The sequence below is a fragment of the Amorphus coralli DSM 19760 genome, assembly GCF_000374525.1.
In the GTDB taxonomy this organism is placed as follows: Bacteria; Pseudomonadota; Alphaproteobacteria; order Rhizobiales; family Amorphaceae; genus Amorphus; species Amorphus coralli.
The window spans coordinates 611666-629838 of record NZ_KB894570.1 but is presented as its reverse complement, the minus strand read 5'-3'; the positions used below and the strand labels follow the sequence as shown (position 1 = coordinate 629838).

Sequence of the window (18173 nt, the reverse complement as noted above, 5' to 3'; positions counted from 1 at the left end):
CGCGCACGCGACCTGGAAAGACGCAGGCCGCCCTTGCGGAGCCGATGCGCGCCAGCGCATTCGGCGTGAGCGGAGAACAAACCAGGCGACAAACGCCGCGTGAGCGGACCAAAACACCCCCATCTTATCCCCGCCCTCTCGCCCTCCCGTATCCTCCCCCCGTCGCTTGACCCGCTGGGAGCCGTGCCGGACCGACCGCCACGTGGGTTAAGGGCCTGACGGCCTGGCTGCAGCCTGTGTAACGGACGGGCGGGCTGGGTGTGCCGATGGCGTGTGGCGTCCGCCGGGACAGGAGGCGGGACGCGCCGCGCATGGCCTCGAAGACGCGGTTCTCGCGAACCGCCTTAGTAGGGGTACTTGCGACTGCGCGGCGTCCGCCGCCCGGTGGAGGGGTGGCAAGGTCCGATCCCTTGCACCCTCGGAAGATGGGTGGCTGCATCGGTTCGAACGTCAGGGTGGGGCGCCGAAGGGCGACCGCAACAATACAAATCGGATGGCCGCCGTTTTGCGCCCCACCGATCCCTGCTCTTTGAAACCCCGGCCGGATGCGGCGCGGGGGTGATGGTGTTTGGGGTGGGGGCGCTACGCGAGCCCGCTTCGCGCGTGGCTCACGCCGGCGGGGTGTCAGGGCTGCGCAAAGATGAGCGAAGTCAATGCGGGGCGCCGGGGCTGGGCTAGACTTCCCTGGAAATCCGCCTTCGCCGACACCGGCGGAGAGAATGGACGGGAGGGGGAATGGCAGAAAGCTCGCGCTCCGATGCGGTCGTGACGCTCCGGCAGATCACCATCAACAAGGTGACGTTCGCCGATCTGCGCGCGGCCCTGGGCGCCGGGATTGCCGATTTCCGCGCCGCGCCGGCGATGGGGCTTTTCTTCGGGGCGATCTATGCCGCCGGCGGGATCTTCGTGGTCTACGCCCTGGCGCGGCTCAACGCCGCCTACTGGGTCATCCCTGCGGCCATCGGCTTTCCGCTGGTCGGACCGTTCGTGGCGGTCGGTCTCTACGAGATCAGCCGGCGACTGGAAGCCGGAACGCCGCTCACCTGGAAGGGTGTGCTCTTCGTCATGCTGGAGAGTCGCAAGCGCGAGGTCTCGTGGATGGCCTTCGTGGTGCTGTTCGTGTTCTGGTTGTGGATGTACCAGGTGCGGATCTGGCTGGCGATCTTCCTGGGTTTCCGCTCGTTCTCGTCGGTCGGGGAGTTCCTGACGACAGTCCTGACCACGTCGGACGGGCTCGGTTTTCTCGTGGTCGGATCTGCCGTGGGCGCGGCCTTCGCCACCGTCCTCTTCTCGCTGACGGTGGTGTCGATCCCGCTGCTTCTCGACCGCGACCCCGACATCGTCACGGCGATGATCGCCAGCGTGCAGACTGTCCTGAAGAGCCCGCTGGTGATGCTCGCCTGGGGCGCGATCGTCGGCGTGCTGCTGGTCGCGGCGATGCTGCCGGCCTTTCTCGGCCTGATTGTCGTGTTGCCCGTTCTGGGCCATGCCACGTGGCATCTCTATCGGCGGGCGGTTACGGTGGCGGCCTGACCGGCGGATGCCGTTCTTCCGTCAATTCAACGAGGAAAGCCCATGGCCCGTCGTCCCTCCGATCCGCGCGCTGCCGCGGAAGCCGTCTTCAAACCCGCGGCGCCGAAGCTGGAGGTGCCGGAAGCTCCGCGCACCAATGCGATGCCAGGCCCCAAGGAAAGCGTGACGCTCAAGCTCGACGCCGACGTGCTTGCCCATTTCCAGGAGGAGGGGCCTGGCTGGCAGGACCGGATCAATGCGGCTCTGCGCGCGGCCGCCGGCCTCTGACGATCCGCTCGGCGTAGGCGTTCGGGGCCGACTGGTGCCCCGCCACCATCGCAGCACCGTCATCCGACCGTGGCATTATGCTCCGCCCCGCGTGTGGAGAGGTGCATGAAGGTCGTCGCATTCCATGTCTTCAAGTGGACCGTCTACAGCCTGCTGGCGCTGGATACGCTCCTCTTTCTCAGCGTCGCCGGGAAGGTCGATGCCTTCCTCGACAGTGCCGCCTGGCTGGTTCTGCTCGGGGTCATGGAATACGAATCGAGCACCCTCGATCAGGCCTATTCCAGCCGCCGGGAGAAGATGGTGCTCGCCGGGCTCAACCTTTTCGCCTACTCGGTGATCGTTTTCGCTCTCAGCCGGTACATCATCCACGGCCTCTGGCTTGATGCCGTCAACGCCGGCGCCTGGCTCGGTGTCTGTGCGGTGCTGATCTACCAGATGTATGCGCCCGGGGAGTACGAGGGCGGCGAGGTCAAGCTTCTCACAGCCCTCAAGGTTGCGCTCTATGGCACGCTGATCGCCTGCGCGCTCATCTGGACGCTGGCGACGGACGAGCTTCTGGACACGGCCGATTCCTGGCTGTGGCTTCTCTGTTTCGCGGTGATCGAACTCAACGTGTTCGGGTTCGATATGGCCGAACAGAGACGCAGTGAAAACGGGCAGGACGAGACGATCGCCGTCGAGGGCGCTACCTCTTGAGGTTGCTGCCGCTGGTGCGCTAAGGGGGCCTCCCAGGCAACCGGGAGAGTCCAGGCATGAGTGACGCGCCCACAATCGCTCCAGTGCGCCGGCGACAACGATCCGGAAGAGGCATGCGCCTCCTGCAGCTTGCAACGGCGGCTGCCGTCATCCTGTCCGCCAATCCATCCATGGTTTGGGCCGAGGAGCGCGCGGAGCGCACCGTGGGAGCCTGGTCGGAATGGGTGGCGGACAACGCGGTGGAGAAGGCGACGCTGGCGGTGTTGCGGGGGGACGCCCCCTTGGTCGAACGGGCCGTTGGCGTTGCTCCTGAAAGTGCCTTGCCGCTCGCCAGCCTTGGAAAGGTCGTCACTGCCGCCTGTGTCGCCGAACTCGCACAGTCCGGGATGTTCGCGCTCGACGATACTCTGAGGGAGCATTTTACCGACGTGGTCGCTCCGCTGAGTGAGACGACCGTCGCGGACCTGCTCACCCATTCCTCGGGGCTCTGGCCGGATTCGACTCAGAACGACGCCGGCTTGATGGCCGAGCGCACACCGCAGATTACCGCGGTTGCCCGCCGGGCCCTTGAGCGCACGCCGGAAGGCGAACGCGGCCAGTTTGCCTACAACAACGAGAATTATGCGGTCCTGGGCGCTCTCGTCGAAAAGGCCACCGGTTCGGACTATGGCGATATCTGCGGCGAAAAAGTGCTGGAGCCGCTTGGAATCGAAACGGCCGCAATGAAGGGACGGTGGGCCTCTCAGGGGTCTTGGGGTGGATGGTCGATGTCCGCCGCAGATTTCGGCAGGCTCGTAGCCTCGGCACTGGGGCCGGACAGCGCAATCGGGTCGGCGCCCGGCGAGTGGCCGAACATCGAGGTGGGCGGCGGCGCGCACTACGGGATGGGCGCGCTCTGGAGGGCCACGCCCGAGCGGACCGTGACATGGTCGATGGGCACGCTTTGCTGGCAGGGCGACGGCGACGGTGGCTATGCTGCAAGCTATGGCAACGGGTTGACGGTGGTGGTGTTGATCGGCGCGTGCCTCGCCGACCCGGCCTCCTTGCGGCAACTGGACCGGGCGCTTTTCCTGGCCGCAACGCGCTAGATCCGAACCGGTGAACACTCCGTTCGTTATGCGGCAACGCCCATCGGCGTGCATGGACAGGGATGGAGCCTTATCTCAGGGGCAACCGGATGCGTCGCGTGCCGCGCGCCTCCCCACATCCTCCTTGAGCGTGCAGTCTCATGAAAAAGATCGGCTTTCTCTCCTTCGGCCACTGGTCGCCGTCGCCGCATTCGGCCACCCGCTCCGGTGCCGATACGCTGCTCCAGTCAATCGACCTCGCCGTCGCGGCCGAGAAACTCGGTGTCGATGGCGCCTATTTCCGCGTCCATCACTTCGCTCGGCAGTTGGCCTCGCCGTTCCCGCTTCTGGCGGCGATCGGCGCGAAGACGTCGCGGATCGAGATCGGCACCGGCGTCATCGACATGCGCTACGAGAACCCGTTCTACATGGTCGAGGACGCTGGCTCGGCCGACCTGATTGCCGGTGGCCGGCTGCAGCTCGGCATATCGCGCGGCTCGCCTGAACAGGTGATCGAGGGCTGGCGCTATTTCGGCTATCAGCCGGCCGAGGGTGAAAGCGACGCCGACATGGCGCGCCGCCACACCGAGGTCCTGCTGGAGGCTTTGAAGGGCGAGGGCTTCGCCGAACCGCATCCGCAGCCCATGTTCCCGAACCCGCCCGGATTGTTGCGCCTTGAGCCGCATTCGGAGGGGCTGCGCGAGCGCATCTGGTGGGGATCGGCCTCGAACGTCACGGCCGTCTGGGCGGCGGAGAAGGGTATGAACCTTCAGTCGTCCACGCTGAAGGAGGACGAGACCGGCGAACCCTTCCACGTTCAGCAAGCCCGTCAGATCCGGGCCTATCGCGAGACATGGGCGGCCGCCGGCCACGCCCGCACGCCACGGGTTTCGGTGTCCCGGTCGATCTTCGCGCTGATTGACGATCGGGACCGGGCCTATTTCGGCCGGGGCGAGGACAGCGACCACGTCGGCCTGATCGACAACATGCGGGCGGTCTTCGGTCGCTCCTACGCGGCCGAGCCGGACCGCCTCGTTGAACAGCTCAGGTCTGACGAGGCCATCGCCGAGGCCGACACGTTGCTCCTCACCGTCCCGAACCAGCTGGGCGTCGAGTACAATGCCCACGTTCTGGAGGCGATCCTCACCCACGTCGCTCCAGCGCTCGGCTGGCGCTAAAGCGCTGTCAGGAAAAGTGCTCTTGCGGTTTTCCGTCCGGCAGCGCGACGGGTAGCTCCGCTGCCAGGAAAAGTGGGAACCGGTTTTCCGTCCGACAGCGTTGCTGACCCTCCTGTCTGGCACGGTGGGATGGCTCAAGTCATGACTGCAAGGCGTATCAACAATCGGGGACGCCGCGAGTGGGGCGTCCCGCGGCCTCGGTCAGGGTGTCCAGCCCGGAAGATTTGACGCCTGCCGGATCCAGCTGGCCAGCTGGTCCTCATCGATTGGCTCGTCTTCGTGGATGTGAACATAGCGTGCTTTCGGATCTTTCGAGCCGACCGGCGGGAGCGGTTCGAGGGACGTTCCGTCGAAGAAGGTAAGCTTGATGTATTTGGTGAAGCAGTGAAAGCTTAGGACCCAGCCGCCCCCCGCCTTGCGATACATGGGCGAGTTCCACCGCACGCCCTTCTGGACGTCGGGCACTGTCTCAACGACCAGTGCGTCGATCCGCTGACCGGCCGCGCTTTTCCAGCCGGGCATTGCCTTCAGGTAGGCCGCCACGGGGGCTTCGCCATCGCCTTTCGGGATCTGCGGATTACCGCCGGACAGGAGCACTGGCGAACCGCTATCGGGCTTTGCCGCATTCGATGCTGCCATGGCCTCGACCCTTCGGTCTCACATGAGCCTCGTCGGCACGGAGGTGATGCCGAGCCGATCCGGTAAGAGGATCACAGCAAGGGCGCGGCGATGCAAGCCGACACCGCATCCGGACAAAAAAAGGGGCGCACCCAAGGGTGCGCCCAATGTACCCATCTCCAGAGGAGAGGGCGGTCCACCACGTGGATCGACGGCCGGGAGGAGTAGCCGTGAACCGCAGCGCGATGGAAACCGGATGCCGCGAGGCCGATCAGGCCGCGAGGCGAATGTCGTCGTGAGCAGCGACCGGAGCCGGGGTCGTCTCGGTCTTGCGGCCGTCGATGGCCGTGAGCTCCACCGGGCGGCGCAGGACGCCGGCGGCGGCGGCGCCGATCTCGGAGCGGTTCAGGCCGATGTCACGCAGCTCGCGGTCGGAGAGGACCGACAGCTCGTTGTAGGTGATGTGGATGCGGCGGGCTTCTGCGATGCTGTCGAAGAAGTTCCGGACCGCGTTGGCGATCAAGCGGCCGACGAGGCCTCCGACGCGCGCAACTTCCTGCGAGCGCAGCGTACGGGCTTCAGCCTCGATGCGGGCGGTGTCGATGGTCTGCTTCGTGATCGTGGTCATGGTCGTGTGTCTTTATATTGGGGCGTCCGCGTCGTGCGGACCGGACAAGGGGTGCGTCCCTTCTGGAGCTTCAGATAGTCCTCCCCGCAGCCATGCAGTACCGGGTATTGTTGCAACGCAGCAATGCATGAGACGCGTTGCTCGCCAAATGCATAGAAGCTCTGCTTCAAGCGCGCAGCGGGTGAATCAAGGATGAACGGTGCGGTGCGGTGCGGGACGCGGGCGTGGCGTCAGGCGGCCCGGATCCACTTGCGCGGATCGGTCTCGGCGGTGCTGCCGTCGCGACCAAGGGCCTCGACCAGATCGGCGATGGTGTCGAGGGAGTGTATCGAGCGGAACTCGTCGACATGCGGCAGCATGGCGCGAATGCCGCGCGCCTTCGCCTCGAAGCGGTCGTAGCGCAGCAACGGGTTGAGCCAGACGAGGCGGCGGCACGAGCGGTGCAGCCGATCCATCTCGTGGGCGAGATCCTCGTCGGACTCCCGCTCGAGACCGTCCGTTACCAGAAGCACGATGGGCCCGCCGTGCATGACCCGGCGCGACCATTTCTTGTTGAAGTCCTTCAGCGCCGCGGCGATGCGCGTGCCGCCCGACCAGTCCTCCACGGAGCCGGCGCAGGCCGCAAGCGCCTCGTCCGGATCCTTCATCCTGAGCTGCCGCGTGACGTTGGTGAGCCGCGTACCGAACAGGAATGTGGTCACCCGGCGCCGTTCGCCCAGCGCGTGCAGGAAATGCAGCAGAAGCCGGCTGTAGGGGCTCATGGAGCCGGAAATGTCGAACAGCGCCACGATGGGTGGGGCCACCTCGGCGCGCTTCTTGAAGGCCAGCGTCATCGACTGACCGCCGCCGCGCAGGCTCTGGCGGATGGAGCGGCGCATGTCGATGCGCCGACCGCGTCCGGCAGGGACGAAGCGGCGCGTCTTCACCGTGTCGAGCGGCAGCACCAGCGAGCGCAGCGCGACCTTTGCCGCCGCAATCTCGTCCGCCGACATCTGCGCGAAGTCCTTCTGCTGCAGCACTTCCGAGCCGGAGACGGTCTGCCGCGCGTCGATCTCGATCTCCGGGCGTTCGGTTTCGCTGGTGCGTTCGCGCCCGGCATTCAGGGCCTGGGCAACCCGCAGCGATCCGGCCTTCGCCTTCGGTTCGGTGTCGCGTGGCGGTGCCACGGGCGACATCAGCTCGATCATCTTCTCCAGAAGGCCGCGTGGCCGCCAGAACTGCTCGAAGGCCTCTTGGAAGACCACGTCATGCTCGCGCCGGGAGACCAGCGTGGCATGGAGCGTCCAGTAGAAGTCGTCGCGCCGGCTGATTCCGGCCGCCTCGACCGCCTGCACCGCGTCGACCACCCGGGCCGGGCCGACCGGCATGCCGGCGGAGCGCAACAGGCGCGCGAAATGCACGACGTTATCGACCAGCTTGCCGCCCGGATCGGCCGTTTCGGTCGCGATCATCGCACGGCACTCACAGCTTGGCGGCCGTCTTGGTCTTGGTCTGGTCGAGAAGCTTCGTCAGTTCGCTCGCCTGCACCCGGGCAATATCGTCCTGGTACTTCAGGAGCACGCCGAGCGTGTCGGCAACGGTCGCCGGGTCGAGGGCGATCTGGTCGAGTTCGCAGAGTGCCGTTGCCCAGTCGAGCGTCTCCGCCACGCCGGGCGCCTTGAAAAGGTCCTCCTGGGCGCGCAGCGCCTGAACGAAAGCCACCACCTCCTGCGCCAGGGCCGCGCCGGCGCCCGGCACCTTCAAGTGCACGATGTCCAGCTCGCGCTCGGCGCTCGGATAGTCGACCCAGTGATAAAGGCAGCGCCGCTTCAGCGCGTCATGGATCTCGCGGGTGCGGTTGGTGGTGATGATGACGATCGGGGGCGCATCGGCGCGGATGGTGCCGATCTCCGGAATCGTCACCTGGCTGTCGGACAGGACCTCGAGCAGAAACGCTTCGAAGGCTTCATCGGCCCGGTCCAACTCGTCGATCAGCAGCACCGGCGGCCCGGCGAGATCGGGTTCCAGCGCCTCCAGGACAGGGCGCTTCACGAGGAACCGCTCGGAAAAGATGTCGGAGGCGAGCTCGGATCGGTCGGTCTGGCCGGCGGCTTCGGCGATGCGGATTTCCACCATCTGCGCCGGGTAGTTCCACTCGTAGACGGCGGTGGAAACGTCGAGCCCCTCGTAGCACTGCAGGCGGATCAGCTTGCGATTCAGCCCGGCGGCGAGGACCTTGGCGATCTCAGTCTTGCCGACGCCTGCTTCGCCCTCGAGGAACAGCGGCCGCTGCATCTTCAGCGCCAGGTACAGGACCGTCGCGAGCGGCCGATCGGCGACATAGTCGGCTGCCTTCAGAAGGGCGAGCGTGTCGTCGATCGATCCGGGGACGGGCGTCATCGTCATGCGGGTACTCCAGCGGCGGGGTGTCGTCCGGTGCCCCTGACACTGTCGGGCGTCGGCGTCCGGCATCTTGCGCGCACCATGCCGGTCCGGAGCGTCGGCTTCAAGCGGCCCAGCCGTCCTACGGTTTCGGCGGGGTGACATCTTTCCTCCGGGCCAACGCCGGACTACCGTGCCGCGCGCCCGTAACGGGCCGATCGATTTGCGCGGGAGGCAAGAGCGATGACCACCATCACCACCGACGACGGCGTCCGGCTGAACGTCCGGCTCGACGGCGATCCTTGCAAGCCTTCCGTGCTGCTTTCCAACTCGCTTGGCACCGATCTCTCCATGTGGGACGACCAGATCTCCGAACTGGTCGAGCACTTCCAGGTCGTTCGCTACGACGTGCGTGGGCACGGCAAGAGCGAGGCGCCGGACGGGGATTACAGCATCGAACGGCTCGGCAAGGACGCGGTGGCGGTGCTGCGCGGATTGGGTATCGAGCACGCCGCCTACTGCGGCGTCTCCATGGGCGGCATGGTCGGCATGTGGCTCGGCGTTCACGCGCCGGGGCGGGTGACGCGGCTCGCGCTCTGCAACACCGCGGCACAGATGGCGCCAAAGGACGCGTGGCAGCAGCGCATCGACACGGTGCTGACCAATGGTATGCAGGCAATCACCGATGCAGTGGTGGCGCGCTGGTTCACCGACCCCTTCATCCGCGACGAGCCGGAGAAAGTGGCGCGTGTTCGCGGCATGCTCCTTGATACGCCACCTGTCGGGTATGCCGGATGCTGTGCCGCCATCCGGGACATGGACCAGCGCTCCGACATTTCCGCCATCACGGTGCCGACGCTGGTGGTGGCCGGCGCCGACGACCCGGCGACGCCGCCGTCGGCGGGGGAGGCGATCGCCTCGGCGATCAGGGGCGCGGAACTGGAAGTCATTCCCGACTGCGCGCATCTCTCCAACATCGAGCAGACCGAGCGGTTCAACGCGCGGGTGGTGCCATTCCTCACGGCTGGCTGATCGCCGTCTTCGGGAATCTGATTTCCATATTCCGAAATCGGTAGTAGGAGATTGCGCAATATCGGGCGGCGTCGCCCTTATGCGCAATCGGATACCCCAATGACCATGCTCGATCGCACCGACAAGAAGATCCTGGGCATTCTCCAGGAGGACTGCACCCTTCCCGTGGCCGAGATCGGCCGGAAGGTCGGCCTGTCGACCACTCCCTGCTGGCGCCGCATCCAGCGCCTGGAAGAGGAGGGGGTCATCACCCGGCGGGTTGCGGTCCTCGATCCTGCGAAGGTGAACGCGAAGGTCACGGCCTTCGTCGCGATCACCACCAACCAGCACACCGAAGACTGGCTGGAGCGCTTTGCCAAGGCGATCAAGGAGCTGCCGGAGGTCGTCGAGTTCTACCGGATGGCGGGCTCGGTCGACTACCTGCTGCGCGTCGTCGTGGCCGACATTGAGGCCTACGACATCTTCTACAAGAAGCTGATCTCGAAGATCGAGGTGGCCGACGTGTCGACCACCTTCGCCATGGAGCGGATCAAGTCGACCACCGAACTGCCGCTGTCCTTCATCGCGCTCGACAAGGACAAGGGCCGCGCCTCCGGCTGAGGCCGGCCTCTAGCGGAAGTCGGACCGGTCGTTGGCAACGGGCAGGGGCTCGATCTCGGTGTCGGACTGCGGTGCCGGCTGTTTCGGGTAGATGAAAGAGAGCGCGATCGCGCCGCCGATCAGGCCGACGGTGACGGCGAGGCTGACCAGCGCCTCCGTCTCGCCGATGAAGGCGTCCCAGAGGATCTTGCCGCCGATGAAGATCAGGACGGCCGAGAGGGCGGGCTTCAGATAGCAGCACCGGGCCACCAGCGCGTCGATGACGAAGTAGAGGGCCCGCAGGTTCAGGATCGCGAACACGTTCGAGGTGTAGACGATGAACGGGTCGTGGCTGATGGCCAGCACCGCCGGGATGGAATCCACGGCGAAGATCAGGTCTGAAATTTCCACCACGATGAGGGCGAACAGGAGCGGCGTCGCAACCAGCGCCATGCGCCCGGTCACGGGATCCTTCTCGCGCACGACGAAGCGCGAGCCATGGATCTGCGAGGTCATCGGGATGTGCCGGGCGAGGAAGCGGAAGATCCGGTTGTTGGCGATGTCGATGGTGTCTTCCTCGTCGTGAAGCATGAGCTTCACGCCGGTGAAGATCAGGATCGCCGAGAAGAAGAGCAGCAGCCATTCGAACTCGTGCAGCATGGCCGAGCCGGTGCCGATGAGGATCGCCCGGAACACCATCGCGCCGAGAATGCCCCAGAACAGCACCCTGTGCCGGTGTTCGCGCGGGATGCCGAAATAGACGAAGATCACCGACATCACGAACACGTTGTCGAAGGACAGGCTTTGTTCGACGATGTAGGCAGTGAAGAACTTCGCTCCCGCGTCGACGCCCGCCATTGCCCATACGCCGATGCCGAAGAGGACGGCGAGGCCGGCATAGAAAGACGCCAGGTACAGGCTTTCCTTCATTCCGACGACGTGCGCTCGGCGGTGCAGGACACCGAGATCGATGATCAGCACGATGGCAACGAGCGTGAAAAAGATGGCCCAGAAGGTGGGCGATGCGCCGATCATGTCGGAATTGGAAATCATGATTGTCCGTCTGGGCGGGTCGGCCGCCCGGTCGCGAATCTCTGACGCGGATCACACCGCGGACTGTCCCGGAAGATCGGTATATGCCGTGCGATATGCAAGGCCTGGGGGCGACAGGCGCTGCGCGGGCGCGTAGATTGGAAGGTCTCGGACCTGGGTGTGCCAGGCCCGGGTCCTGCGTAGCCGCCGTCATGGTCCGCCGTTCGCGCGGATCGGTAGCGGGCGGGCGCAACACGATGCGTTCCAACCTCAACGGTCTTTCATGAACAAGCCCGTCGTCCTCCGTTCCGCCTGCCCGCACGACTGTCCGTCCACCTGCGCGCTGGAGGTGGATGTCCTCGACCGGCACACCATCGGCCGGGTTCGCGGATCGAAGGCCAACGCCTACACCGCCGGTGTGATCTGCGCGAAGGTGGCCCGGTATGCCGAGCGCGCTCATCACCCCGACCGGCTGACGAAGCCGCTCCTGCGCACCGGCCCGAAAGGGAGCGGCCAGTTCGCCGAGATCGGCTGGGACGAGGCGCTGGACCGGGTGGCCGAAGCCTTCATGGAGGCTGAGGCCCGCCATGGGGCGCAGAGCGTGTTCCCGTACTTCTATGCGGGCACCATGGGGCTCATCCAGCGCGACGGCATCCATCGGCTGCGCCATCTGAAGGGCTATTCCCGCCAGTACGACACGATCTGCAGTACGGCCTCGTCCGCCGGGTTCGCGGCAGGCACGGGGCGGCTCGCCGGGCCCGATCCCCGGGAGATGGATGTTGCCGACTGCGTGGTGATCTGGGGCACCAATGCCGCTTCCACCCAGGTCAACGTCATGACCCACGCCATCACGGCCCGGAAGAAGCGCGGCGCGACCATCGTCGCGGTCGACGTCTACGAGACGGAGACGATGCGCCAGGCCGACTTGAAGCTGATCCTGCGGCCAGGCACCGATGCGGCGCTTGCCTGCGCGGTCATGCATGTCCTGTTCCGCGATGGCCATGCCGACCGGGCGTACATGGCGCGCTATGCCGACTGTCCCGACGAGCTGGAAGCGCACCTTGCGGAGAGGTCGCCCAAATGGGCATCCGCCATCACCGGCCTTTCGGTGGAGGACATCGAGGCCTTCGCACGGCTGGTGGGCACCACGCCGCGCACCTTCCTGCGCCTCGGCTACGGCTTTACCCGCCAGCGCAACGGTGTCGTGGCCATGCACGCGGCGTCCTGCATCGCGACCGTTGCCGGTCTCTGGCAGCACGAGGGTGGTGGCGCGTTCCACAACAACGGGGCCATCTTCCAGCTCAACAGCTCGATGGTTATGGCGGCGGACGCTGTCGACCATTCCACGCGCCGGCTCGACCAGTCGCGCCTCGGCCAGATCCTGACCGGTGACCGCGAGGCACTCTTCGACGGTCCGCCCGTCACCGCGATGCTGATCCAGAACACCAATCCCGTGTCGGTCTGCCCGGAGCAGGAGCTGGTGAAGCGCGGCTTCGAGCGAGACGATCTTTTCGTCTGCGTGCATGAGCAGTTCATGACGGAAACCGCCAAGATGGCGGACGTGGTGCTGCCGGCGACGATGTTCGTCGAACACGACGACATCTATCGCGGCGGGGGGCACCAATACATTCTCCTCGGTCCGAAACTGATCGACCCGCCCGGCGAATGCCGGTCGAACCACGAGGTCAACAACGCTCTCGCCCGCCGTCTCGGCGTGACGCACAAGGGCGTGGAGATGGACGCGCGCGAGCACATCGACTGGATGCTGCGCAATTCCAATCGTGGCACGCTGGCGGAACTGGAAGAGGCAGGCTGGATCGATTGTCAGCCGCCCTTCGAGGAGGCGCACTATCTGAACGGCTTTTCCTATGCCGATGGCCGGTTCCGCTTCCGGCCGGACTGGACGAAGGTCAAGGCCAGCAACAACGGTCCGATGGGGCCGTGGGAGGCCCTGCCGGCGCTGCCCGACCATTGGGGGATCATCGAGGGTGGCACGGACGAGCATCCGTTCCGCCTGGTCACGGCGCCCGCGCGATCCTTCCTAAACTCGACCTTCAACGAGACGCAGGGCTCTACCGCCAAGGAGAAGCAGCCTGCGGTGATGATTCATCCCGACGATGCCGCCCTTCTCGGGCTGGAGGAGGGCACCCCCGTCCGCATTTCCAACCGGAAGGGATCGGTGATTGTCGCGGCCAGGATCTTCCCCGGCGTTCAACGCGGCGTGGTGATCTCGGAAGGCCTCTGGCCGAACGACGCGTTTGCGGGCGGGCGCGGCATCAACACGCTCACCTCTGCAGAGCCGATCGCTCCTTATGGCGGTGCCGCCTTCCACGACACCCGGGTTGCCCTTGAAGCGGCCGGGTCGTTGACCTAATCCGAAAAGGATCTGGGTGAGGGTGTTTCGGGAGTCGGGTATGGGGATCAGGGTATCGGCGTCGGCAACGCATCTGGCGGTGGCGGCATGCGTTCTTGGCGGCCTTGTCATGGCCACTCCGGCAAGTGCGCAGAGCAACGCGGCGCTGTCGCGCAAGCTGGTCGACGTGTGCATCTACGATCAGTATCGCAAGCAGGGCGACAGCAAGGGGATTGCCAAGCGTTGCCAATGCGCGGCGCGCAAGGCGGGGCCGTCGCTGACAGCGGGGCAGATCTCAGCCCTGACGATCGGGCCCCCGCTTACCGGTGCGGTGCGCGATGCCATGTACAAGGCGATTGCCGCCTGCACCCGCTAGGACGAGCGATAGGGGTCGGTTCAGCCGATTGTCGGCCATATGAGCGGCTCGGCCGGGGCAGCCTGCGTATCGAACAGCACCTTTCCGTCCACCAGCCGCGCCGATCCGTCGGCCAGCGCGGCGAGCGCGCGCGGATAGATCACGTGCTCGGATCGGAGCACCCGCGCGGCAAGGGTTTGCGGTGTGTCGTCGGAAAGGACCGGCACCGCCGCCTGCATCACGATGGGCCCGGCGTCGAGCTCCGCGCTCACGATGTGCACGCTGCAGCCGTGGAGCCGCACGCCGTCGGCAAGCGCCCGCTCGTGCGTATCGAGCCCCTTGTAGGACGGCAGCAGCGACGGATGGATGTTGACGATCCGGCCCGCGAACCGTTCCACGAAGGACGCGCTCAGGACCCGCATGAAGCCCGCAAGGCAGATGAGCGTGATGTCTGCCGCTTCGATCCGCTCCGCAACGGCCGCCTCGAAGTCGGCCTTTGAGCCGAATGCCTTGTGATCGATGACGGCGGTCTCGATGCCCGCATCGGCGGCGGTCTTGAGCGCCCCGGCGTCCGGCCGGTTGGAGACGACGAGCGCGATCTCGGCCGGGTAGCCGGGGGCCTTCGCCGCCTCGATCAGCGCCGCCATGTTGGAGCCGCGCCCGGAGACGAGCACGGCGACCCGGGTGCGGGACGCGGCCATCACAGGGCAAGCGCGCCGCGATACGCGACCTCGCCGTCACCCTCGACGATCTCGCCCAGCGCGAAGACGGTCTCGCCGGCCTCGGCGAGTGTCTCCGAAACCGCTACGAAATCGTCGGCGGACGTGATGACCACCATGCCCACCCCGCAGTTGAAGGTGCGCAGCATCTCGGACGGATCGACGGGACCGCTTGCCGCCAGCCATGCAAACACCGGCGGGACCGTGATCCGCGGAAGATCGATGGCGGCCGAACAGGTTTTCGGCAGCACGCGCGGAACGTTCTCGGTGATGCCGCCACCGGTGACGTGGGCCAGCGCCTTCACCGCCCCGGGATGTTGCGCAAACACCCGCTTGAGCGCCTCGACGTAGATGCGGGTGGGCTCCAGGAGTGCCGAGCCAAGCGTGCGGCCGTCATCGAACGGGGCGGGGCCGTCGAGCGAAAGCCCCGACTGCTCCACGATCCGGCGCACAAGCGAATAGCCGTTGGAGTGCACACCGGAGGAGGCGAGGCCGATCAACCTGTCGCCGTGCGCGACGTCCGGGCGCGGCAGCACCTGGCCGCGCTCCACCGCACCGACGGCAAAGCCGGCCAGGTCGTAGTCGCCGGGGGCGTACATGCCCGGCATTTCGGCGGTCTCGCCACCGATCAGCGCCGCACCGGCCTGGCGGCATCCCTCGGCAATGCCCTTCACCACGTCGCTGGCCACTCCCACCTCGAGGCGGCCACAGCCGAAATAGTCGAGGAACAGCAGCGGTTCGGCACCCTGCACGATCAGGTCGTTGACGCACATCGCCACGAGATCGATGCCGATCGTGTCGTGGATGCCGGTGTCGCCGGCGAGCTTGAGCTTGGTGCCAACGCCGTCGGTTGCCGCCACCAGAAGCGGATCGTCGAACCCGGCCGCCTTCAGATCGAAGAGGCCGCCGAACCCGCCGAGCGAGGCGTCCGCGCCCGCCCGGGCAGTGGCCTTCGCAAGCGGCGCGATGGCCCGCACGAAGGCGTTGCCCGCCGAGATGTCGACGCCGGCATCGGCATAGGTGACGGACGGACGGTCCGGGGAATTGGTCATTTCAGGGCAGGCTCCGTTGGCGTTGGCCGCATCCAATCCGCATGGCCCGGTGAATGCAATCGGCTTTTGACATCGCTGCCGGTCGCGATCGGCAGATGCACGGTCGCGGGACGCATGTCATAAATCGTGCACAAATACAGCAGCGAAGGCGTGGTCCGCATCGTGACGATCCCCAACCTCCTAACGGTGTTGCGCTTTCTTCTGGTCCCGGTCGTGGTCTGGGCCATCATCGAACGCTACGACGATGTCGCGTTCGCCGTCTTCATCGTCGCCGGCTTGACCGATGGACTGGACGGCTTCATTGCAAAAAAGTGGAACCTGTCCAGTCGTTTGGGCGCCTATCTTGATCCGTTGGCGGACAAGGCGCTGCTGGTTTCTATCTTCGTCAGCCTCGGCATCGTGGGGCAGATCCCGATCTGGCTGGTCGCCGCGGTGGTGGCGCGGGACGTGTTGATTCTCGCCGCCGTCGTCGTGTCCAGCCTGCTCGGTCAGACGGTTCCGATTCGCCCGCTATTCGTTAGCAAGATCAACACCGTTGCCCAGATCCTCCTGGCGGCGCTGGTGCTGGCCGACCTTGCCTTTCCGCTGGAACTGGCGCGCCCGCGTGCCGTCATGGTGCTGGTGGTCGCCGCCTTGACGGCCGCCTCCGCCGCCGCCTATCTCGTCGTGTGGCTCCGCTACATGAGCGAGCGCAGCATGGCCGACCTTCCGCAAAAGGATACGAAACCGTGACCCTGGGCCGCCAGATTGTCTTCTGGGTCGTCGCGGCCATCGGATTCCTGCTCCTGCTGCGGCTGTTTCAGGGCATCCTGCTGCCGTTCGTCGCGGGCATGTTCCTTGCCTATCTCCTGAATCCGATCGCGCGCTGGATGCAGCGCCGCGGGATCAACCGCATCCTCGCCACGTCCATCATCCTGATCGTCTTCCTGATGGTCGGCATCATCGGCTTGATCGTCATCGTCCCGGCCATCGGCAACCAGATCGCCGGTTTCCTGGAAAAGGTGCCGGGCTACATCGCCCAGCTGCAGGCCTTCCTGAGCGAGCACGCGGAGACGAACCGGCTGGCCGAGATGCTCGGCATGGATGCCCGCGAGCTACAGTCGGCGGTAACCAACCTCGCCAGCCAGGGGGCGAGTTGGGCCGGCAGCGTCGTGAAATCGGTCTGGTCGGGCAGCCAGGCGATCATCTCGGTGTTTTCGCTGGTCGTGGTCACCCCCGTGATCGCCTTCTACCTGCTGATCGACTGGGACCGGATGGTCGCCTCGCTCGACAGCCTGCTGCCGCGGGAGCACGCCGACACCATCCGCGAGCTGTTCCGCGAGATGGACCGGGCGGTTTCCGGCTTCATCCATGGCCAGGTCTCGCTCTGCCTGATCCTGGGCCTGTTCTATGCCGTGGCGCTGGTCGCGGTCGGCCTGCATCACGGGCTGATGATCGGCCTGATGGCCGGCCTCATCTCCTTCGTGCCCTATCTCGGGTCCGGTCTCGGCTTCGCGGTCTCGGTCGGCGTCGCGCTTAACCAGTTTTGGCCGGACTCCGTGATGATCGGCATCGTCATTGCGATCTTCCTGTTCGGCCAGTTCCTCGAAGGCAACGTGCTGCAGCCGAAGCTTGTCGGGGGACGTGTCGGCCTGCACCCGGTTTGGCTGATCTTCGCGCTGTTCGCCTTCGGCTACCTGTTCGGCTTTGCCGGCATGCTGATCGCCGTACCGGCTTCGGCCGCCGTGGGCGTTCTGGTGCGGTTCTTCATCAAGCGCTACCAGGAGAGCCGCATCTATCACGGGGACGAGGACGATCGGCCGCGTCCCCCCGGGCCAGCCGGCGTGCCTTTGTCGCCGTCCAGCGGAGCCATGGCGCCGCCGCCCCACAAAGGGCAGCCGTGAGCGGCGGCGGAGACGGGCGGCCGCGGCAACTGCCGCTTCATCTCGCGCTGTCGCCGTCCTATCGACGCGAGGATTTCGTTGTCGGCGCCTCCAACGGGGCTGCCTGGACGATGCTGGAGCGCTGGCCGGACTGGCCGCATCATGTCGCGTTGCTCATCGGCGGGGAGGGCACCGGCAAGAGCCATCTTGCTTCGCTCTGGGCGGAAAAGGCACACGCTCCGATCGTTCGCGCGTCAGACCTGGCCGATGGCGATCCCGTCGCGCTGATCCGGGGCGGAACTCTGGTGGTCGAGGACTGCGACCGCGAGCCGCTCGACGAAGCTGTCCTGTTTCACCTTGTCAACGCTGTCGTTTCCGCGGGCGGGTTCCTGTTGCTCACCGCGCGGGTGCCCGCCTCGGAGTGGACCATCAGCACCCGCGATCTCGCCTCGCGGCTGCGCGCAATTCCTCCGACCGTGATCGGCGAGCCAGAGGACGCGCTTCTGCAGCGGGTTCTCAGCAAGCTGTTCCGCGACCGCCAGCTTTCGGTCGATTCCGCCGTGGTCGCCTATCTGGTGCGCCGGATGGAACGGTCCTTTCAGGCAGCACTTCGGGTCGTTGATGCGCTGGACCGCGAGGGACTGGCCCGCCGCCGTCCAATCACCCGTCCGATGGCGGCCGAGGTGCTGGTCCAGGAGGGGCTTGGCGACCTGGTCGGCGAGGCCGGCGAGGACGATGAGGGCGACGGCGCGGGCTGAACCGGCCGGGCAGGGCCCGACACTCTCCCCATCCACTTCGTGGGAGAGAGAAAATTCCGTCATACTCGGGGTGTAGGACCGCG

The 18173-nt window shown here is 66.2% G+C and carries 18 protein-coding genes and 1 pseudogene; 12 read left to right on the top strand and 7 right to left on the bottom strand.

Annotated features, from left to right (window positions below; all coding sequences use genetic code 11):
* The first annotated feature begins 735 nt into the window (after positions 1 to 735).
* The 5 genes from C507_RS0102845 (at position 736) to C507_RS0102825 (ending at position 4741) form a co-directional block, all read left to right on the top strand.
* Complete coding sequence (locus C507_RS0102845; RefSeq protein ID WP_018698146.1) at positions 736 to 1533, top strand: DUF2189 domain-containing protein; 798 nt, start codon at positions 736 to 738, stop codon at positions 1531 to 1533.
* A 42-nt stretch (positions 1534 to 1575) separates the two neighbouring features.
* A complete protein-coding gene (locus tag C507_RS0102840; RefSeq protein ID WP_018698145.1) occupies positions 1576 to 1800 on the top strand; it encodes a BrnA antitoxin family protein in 225 nt (74 codons plus the stop codon).
* A gap of 105 nt (positions 1801 to 1905) precedes the next feature.
* A complete protein-coding gene (locus C507_RS0102835; RefSeq protein WP_018698144.1) occupies positions 1906 to 2496 on the top strand; it encodes a hypothetical protein in 591 nt (196 codons plus the stop codon).
* A 113-nt stretch (positions 2497 to 2609) separates the two neighbouring features.
* Positions 2610 to 3584 (top strand): serine hydrolase domain-containing protein, encoded by a 975-nt coding sequence (locus C507_RS20220; RefSeq protein WP_018698143.1) that lies wholly within the window; start codon positions 2610 to 2612, stop codon positions 3582 to 3584.
* Positions 3585 to 3724: 140 nt separating this feature from the next.
* Positions 3725 to 4741 (top strand): LLM class flavin-dependent oxidoreductase, encoded by a 1017-nt coding sequence (locus C507_RS0102825; RefSeq protein WP_018698142.1) that lies wholly within the window; start codon positions 3725 to 3727, stop codon positions 4739 to 4741.
* 201 nt (positions 4742 to 4942) lie between these two features.
* Here the strand turns inward: C507_RS0102825 and C507_RS0102820 are convergent, their stop codons facing one another.
* The 4 genes and pseudogenes from C507_RS0102820 to C507_RS0102805 all read right to left on the bottom strand — a co-directional run bounded on the left by C507_RS0102820 (position 4943) and on the right by C507_RS0102805 (position 8366).
* Positions 4943 to 5380: a DUF1801 domain-containing protein gene (locus C507_RS0102820; protein ID WP_026318796.1), complete on the bottom strand. Its 438-nt coding sequence runs from the start codon at positions 5378 to 5380 to the stop codon at positions 4943 to 4945.
* 352 nt (positions 5381 to 5732) lie between these two features.
* Positions 5733 to 5846 (bottom strand): annotated as a pseudogene (locus C507_RS23410) (DUF1127 domain-containing protein); the annotation flags it as partial.
* Between the two features lie 371 nt (positions 5847 to 6217).
* Positions 6218 to 7438 (bottom strand): vWA domain-containing protein, encoded by a 1221-nt coding sequence (locus tag C507_RS0102810; protein WP_018698139.1) that lies wholly within the window; start codon positions 7436 to 7438, stop codon positions 6218 to 6220.
* 10 nt (positions 7439 to 7448) lie between these two features.
* Entirely contained in the window at positions 7449 to 8366 is a 918-nt protein-coding gene (locus C507_RS0102805) for an AAA family ATPase (protein ID WP_210162088.1), read from the bottom strand.
* A 225-nt stretch (positions 8367 to 8591) separates the two neighbouring features.
* Here C507_RS0102805 and pcaD point away from each other — a divergent pair, with 225 nt between their 5' ends.
* Together pcaD and C507_RS0102795 are read left to right on the top strand one after the other, a co-directional pair.
* A complete protein-coding gene (pcaD, locus tag C507_RS0102800; protein ID WP_018698137.1) occupies positions 8592 to 9380 on the top strand; it encodes a 3-oxoadipate enol-lactonase in 789 nt (262 codons plus the stop codon).
* Positions 9381 to 9485: 105 nt separating this feature from the next.
* Positions 9486 to 9980 carry an Lrp/AsnC family transcriptional regulator gene (locus C507_RS0102795; protein WP_026318795.1) on the top strand — a complete coding sequence of 165 codons (495 nt, stop codon included), beginning with the start codon at positions 9486 to 9488 and terminating at the stop codon, positions 9978 to 9980.
* A 9-nt stretch (positions 9981 to 9989) separates the two neighbouring features.
* Here C507_RS0102795 and C507_RS0102790 read toward each other — a convergent pair whose 3' ends face one another.
* Positions 9990 to 11012 (bottom strand): TerC family protein, encoded by a 1023-nt coding sequence (locus C507_RS0102790; RefSeq protein ID WP_018698135.1) that lies wholly within the window; start codon positions 11010 to 11012, stop codon positions 9990 to 9992.
* 262 nt (positions 11013 to 11274) lie between these two features.
* Between C507_RS0102790 and C507_RS0102785 the strand changes: the two genes are divergently transcribed.
* A complete protein-coding gene (locus tag C507_RS0102785) occupies positions 11275 to 13365 on the top strand; it encodes a molybdopterin oxidoreductase family protein (protein ID WP_018698134.1) in 2091 nt (696 codons plus the stop codon).
* Between the two features lie 40 nt (positions 13366 to 13405).
* A complete protein-coding gene (locus tag C507_RS0102780; protein ID WP_018698133.1) occupies positions 13406 to 13720 on the top strand; it encodes a hypothetical protein in 315 nt (104 codons plus the stop codon).
* A 20-nt stretch (positions 13721 to 13740) separates the two neighbouring features.
* On the opposite strand, the gene purN is transcribed toward C507_RS0102780, so the two are convergent.
* Positions 13741 to 14400 carry a phosphoribosylglycinamide formyltransferase gene (gene purN / locus C507_RS0102775; RefSeq protein ID WP_018698132.1) on the bottom strand — a complete coding sequence of 220 codons (660 nt, stop codon included), beginning with the start codon at positions 14398 to 14400 and terminating at the stop codon, positions 13741 to 13743.
* Positions 14400 to 15470 carry a phosphoribosylformylglycinamidine cyclo-ligase gene (gene purM, locus C507_RS0102770; protein ID WP_018698131.1) on the bottom strand — a complete coding sequence of 357 codons (1071 nt, stop codon included), beginning with the start codon at positions 15468 to 15470 and terminating at the stop codon, positions 14400 to 14402. The genes purN and purM overlap by 1 nt, the downstream gene beginning before the upstream one ends.
* A 126-nt stretch (positions 15471 to 15596) precedes the next feature.
* Here purM and C507_RS0102765 point away from each other — a divergent pair, with 126 nt between their 5' ends.
* Genes C507_RS0102765 through C507_RS0102755 form a run of 3 tightly spaced genes read left to right on the top strand, consistent with a single transcriptional unit; the run spans position 15597 to position 18090 of the window.
* Positions 15597 to 16202, top strand: a complete 606-nt coding sequence (locus C507_RS0102765; protein ID WP_018698130.1) for a CDP-alcohol phosphatidyltransferase family protein — start codon at positions 15597 to 15599, stop codon at positions 16200 to 16202.
* A complete protein-coding gene (locus tag C507_RS0102760; RefSeq protein ID WP_018698129.1) occupies positions 16199 to 17353 on the top strand; it encodes an AI-2E family transporter in 1155 nt (384 codons plus the stop codon). The genes C507_RS0102765 and C507_RS0102760 overlap by 4 nt, the downstream gene beginning before the upstream one ends.
* Positions 17350 to 18090, top strand: coding sequence for an HdaA/DnaA family protein (locus C507_RS0102755; RefSeq protein ID WP_018698128.1), 741 nt, complete (start codon positions 17350 to 17352; stop codon positions 18088 to 18090). The genes C507_RS0102760 and C507_RS0102755 overlap by 4 nt, the downstream gene beginning before the upstream one ends.
* Positions 18091 to 18173: the final 83 nt, after the last annotated feature.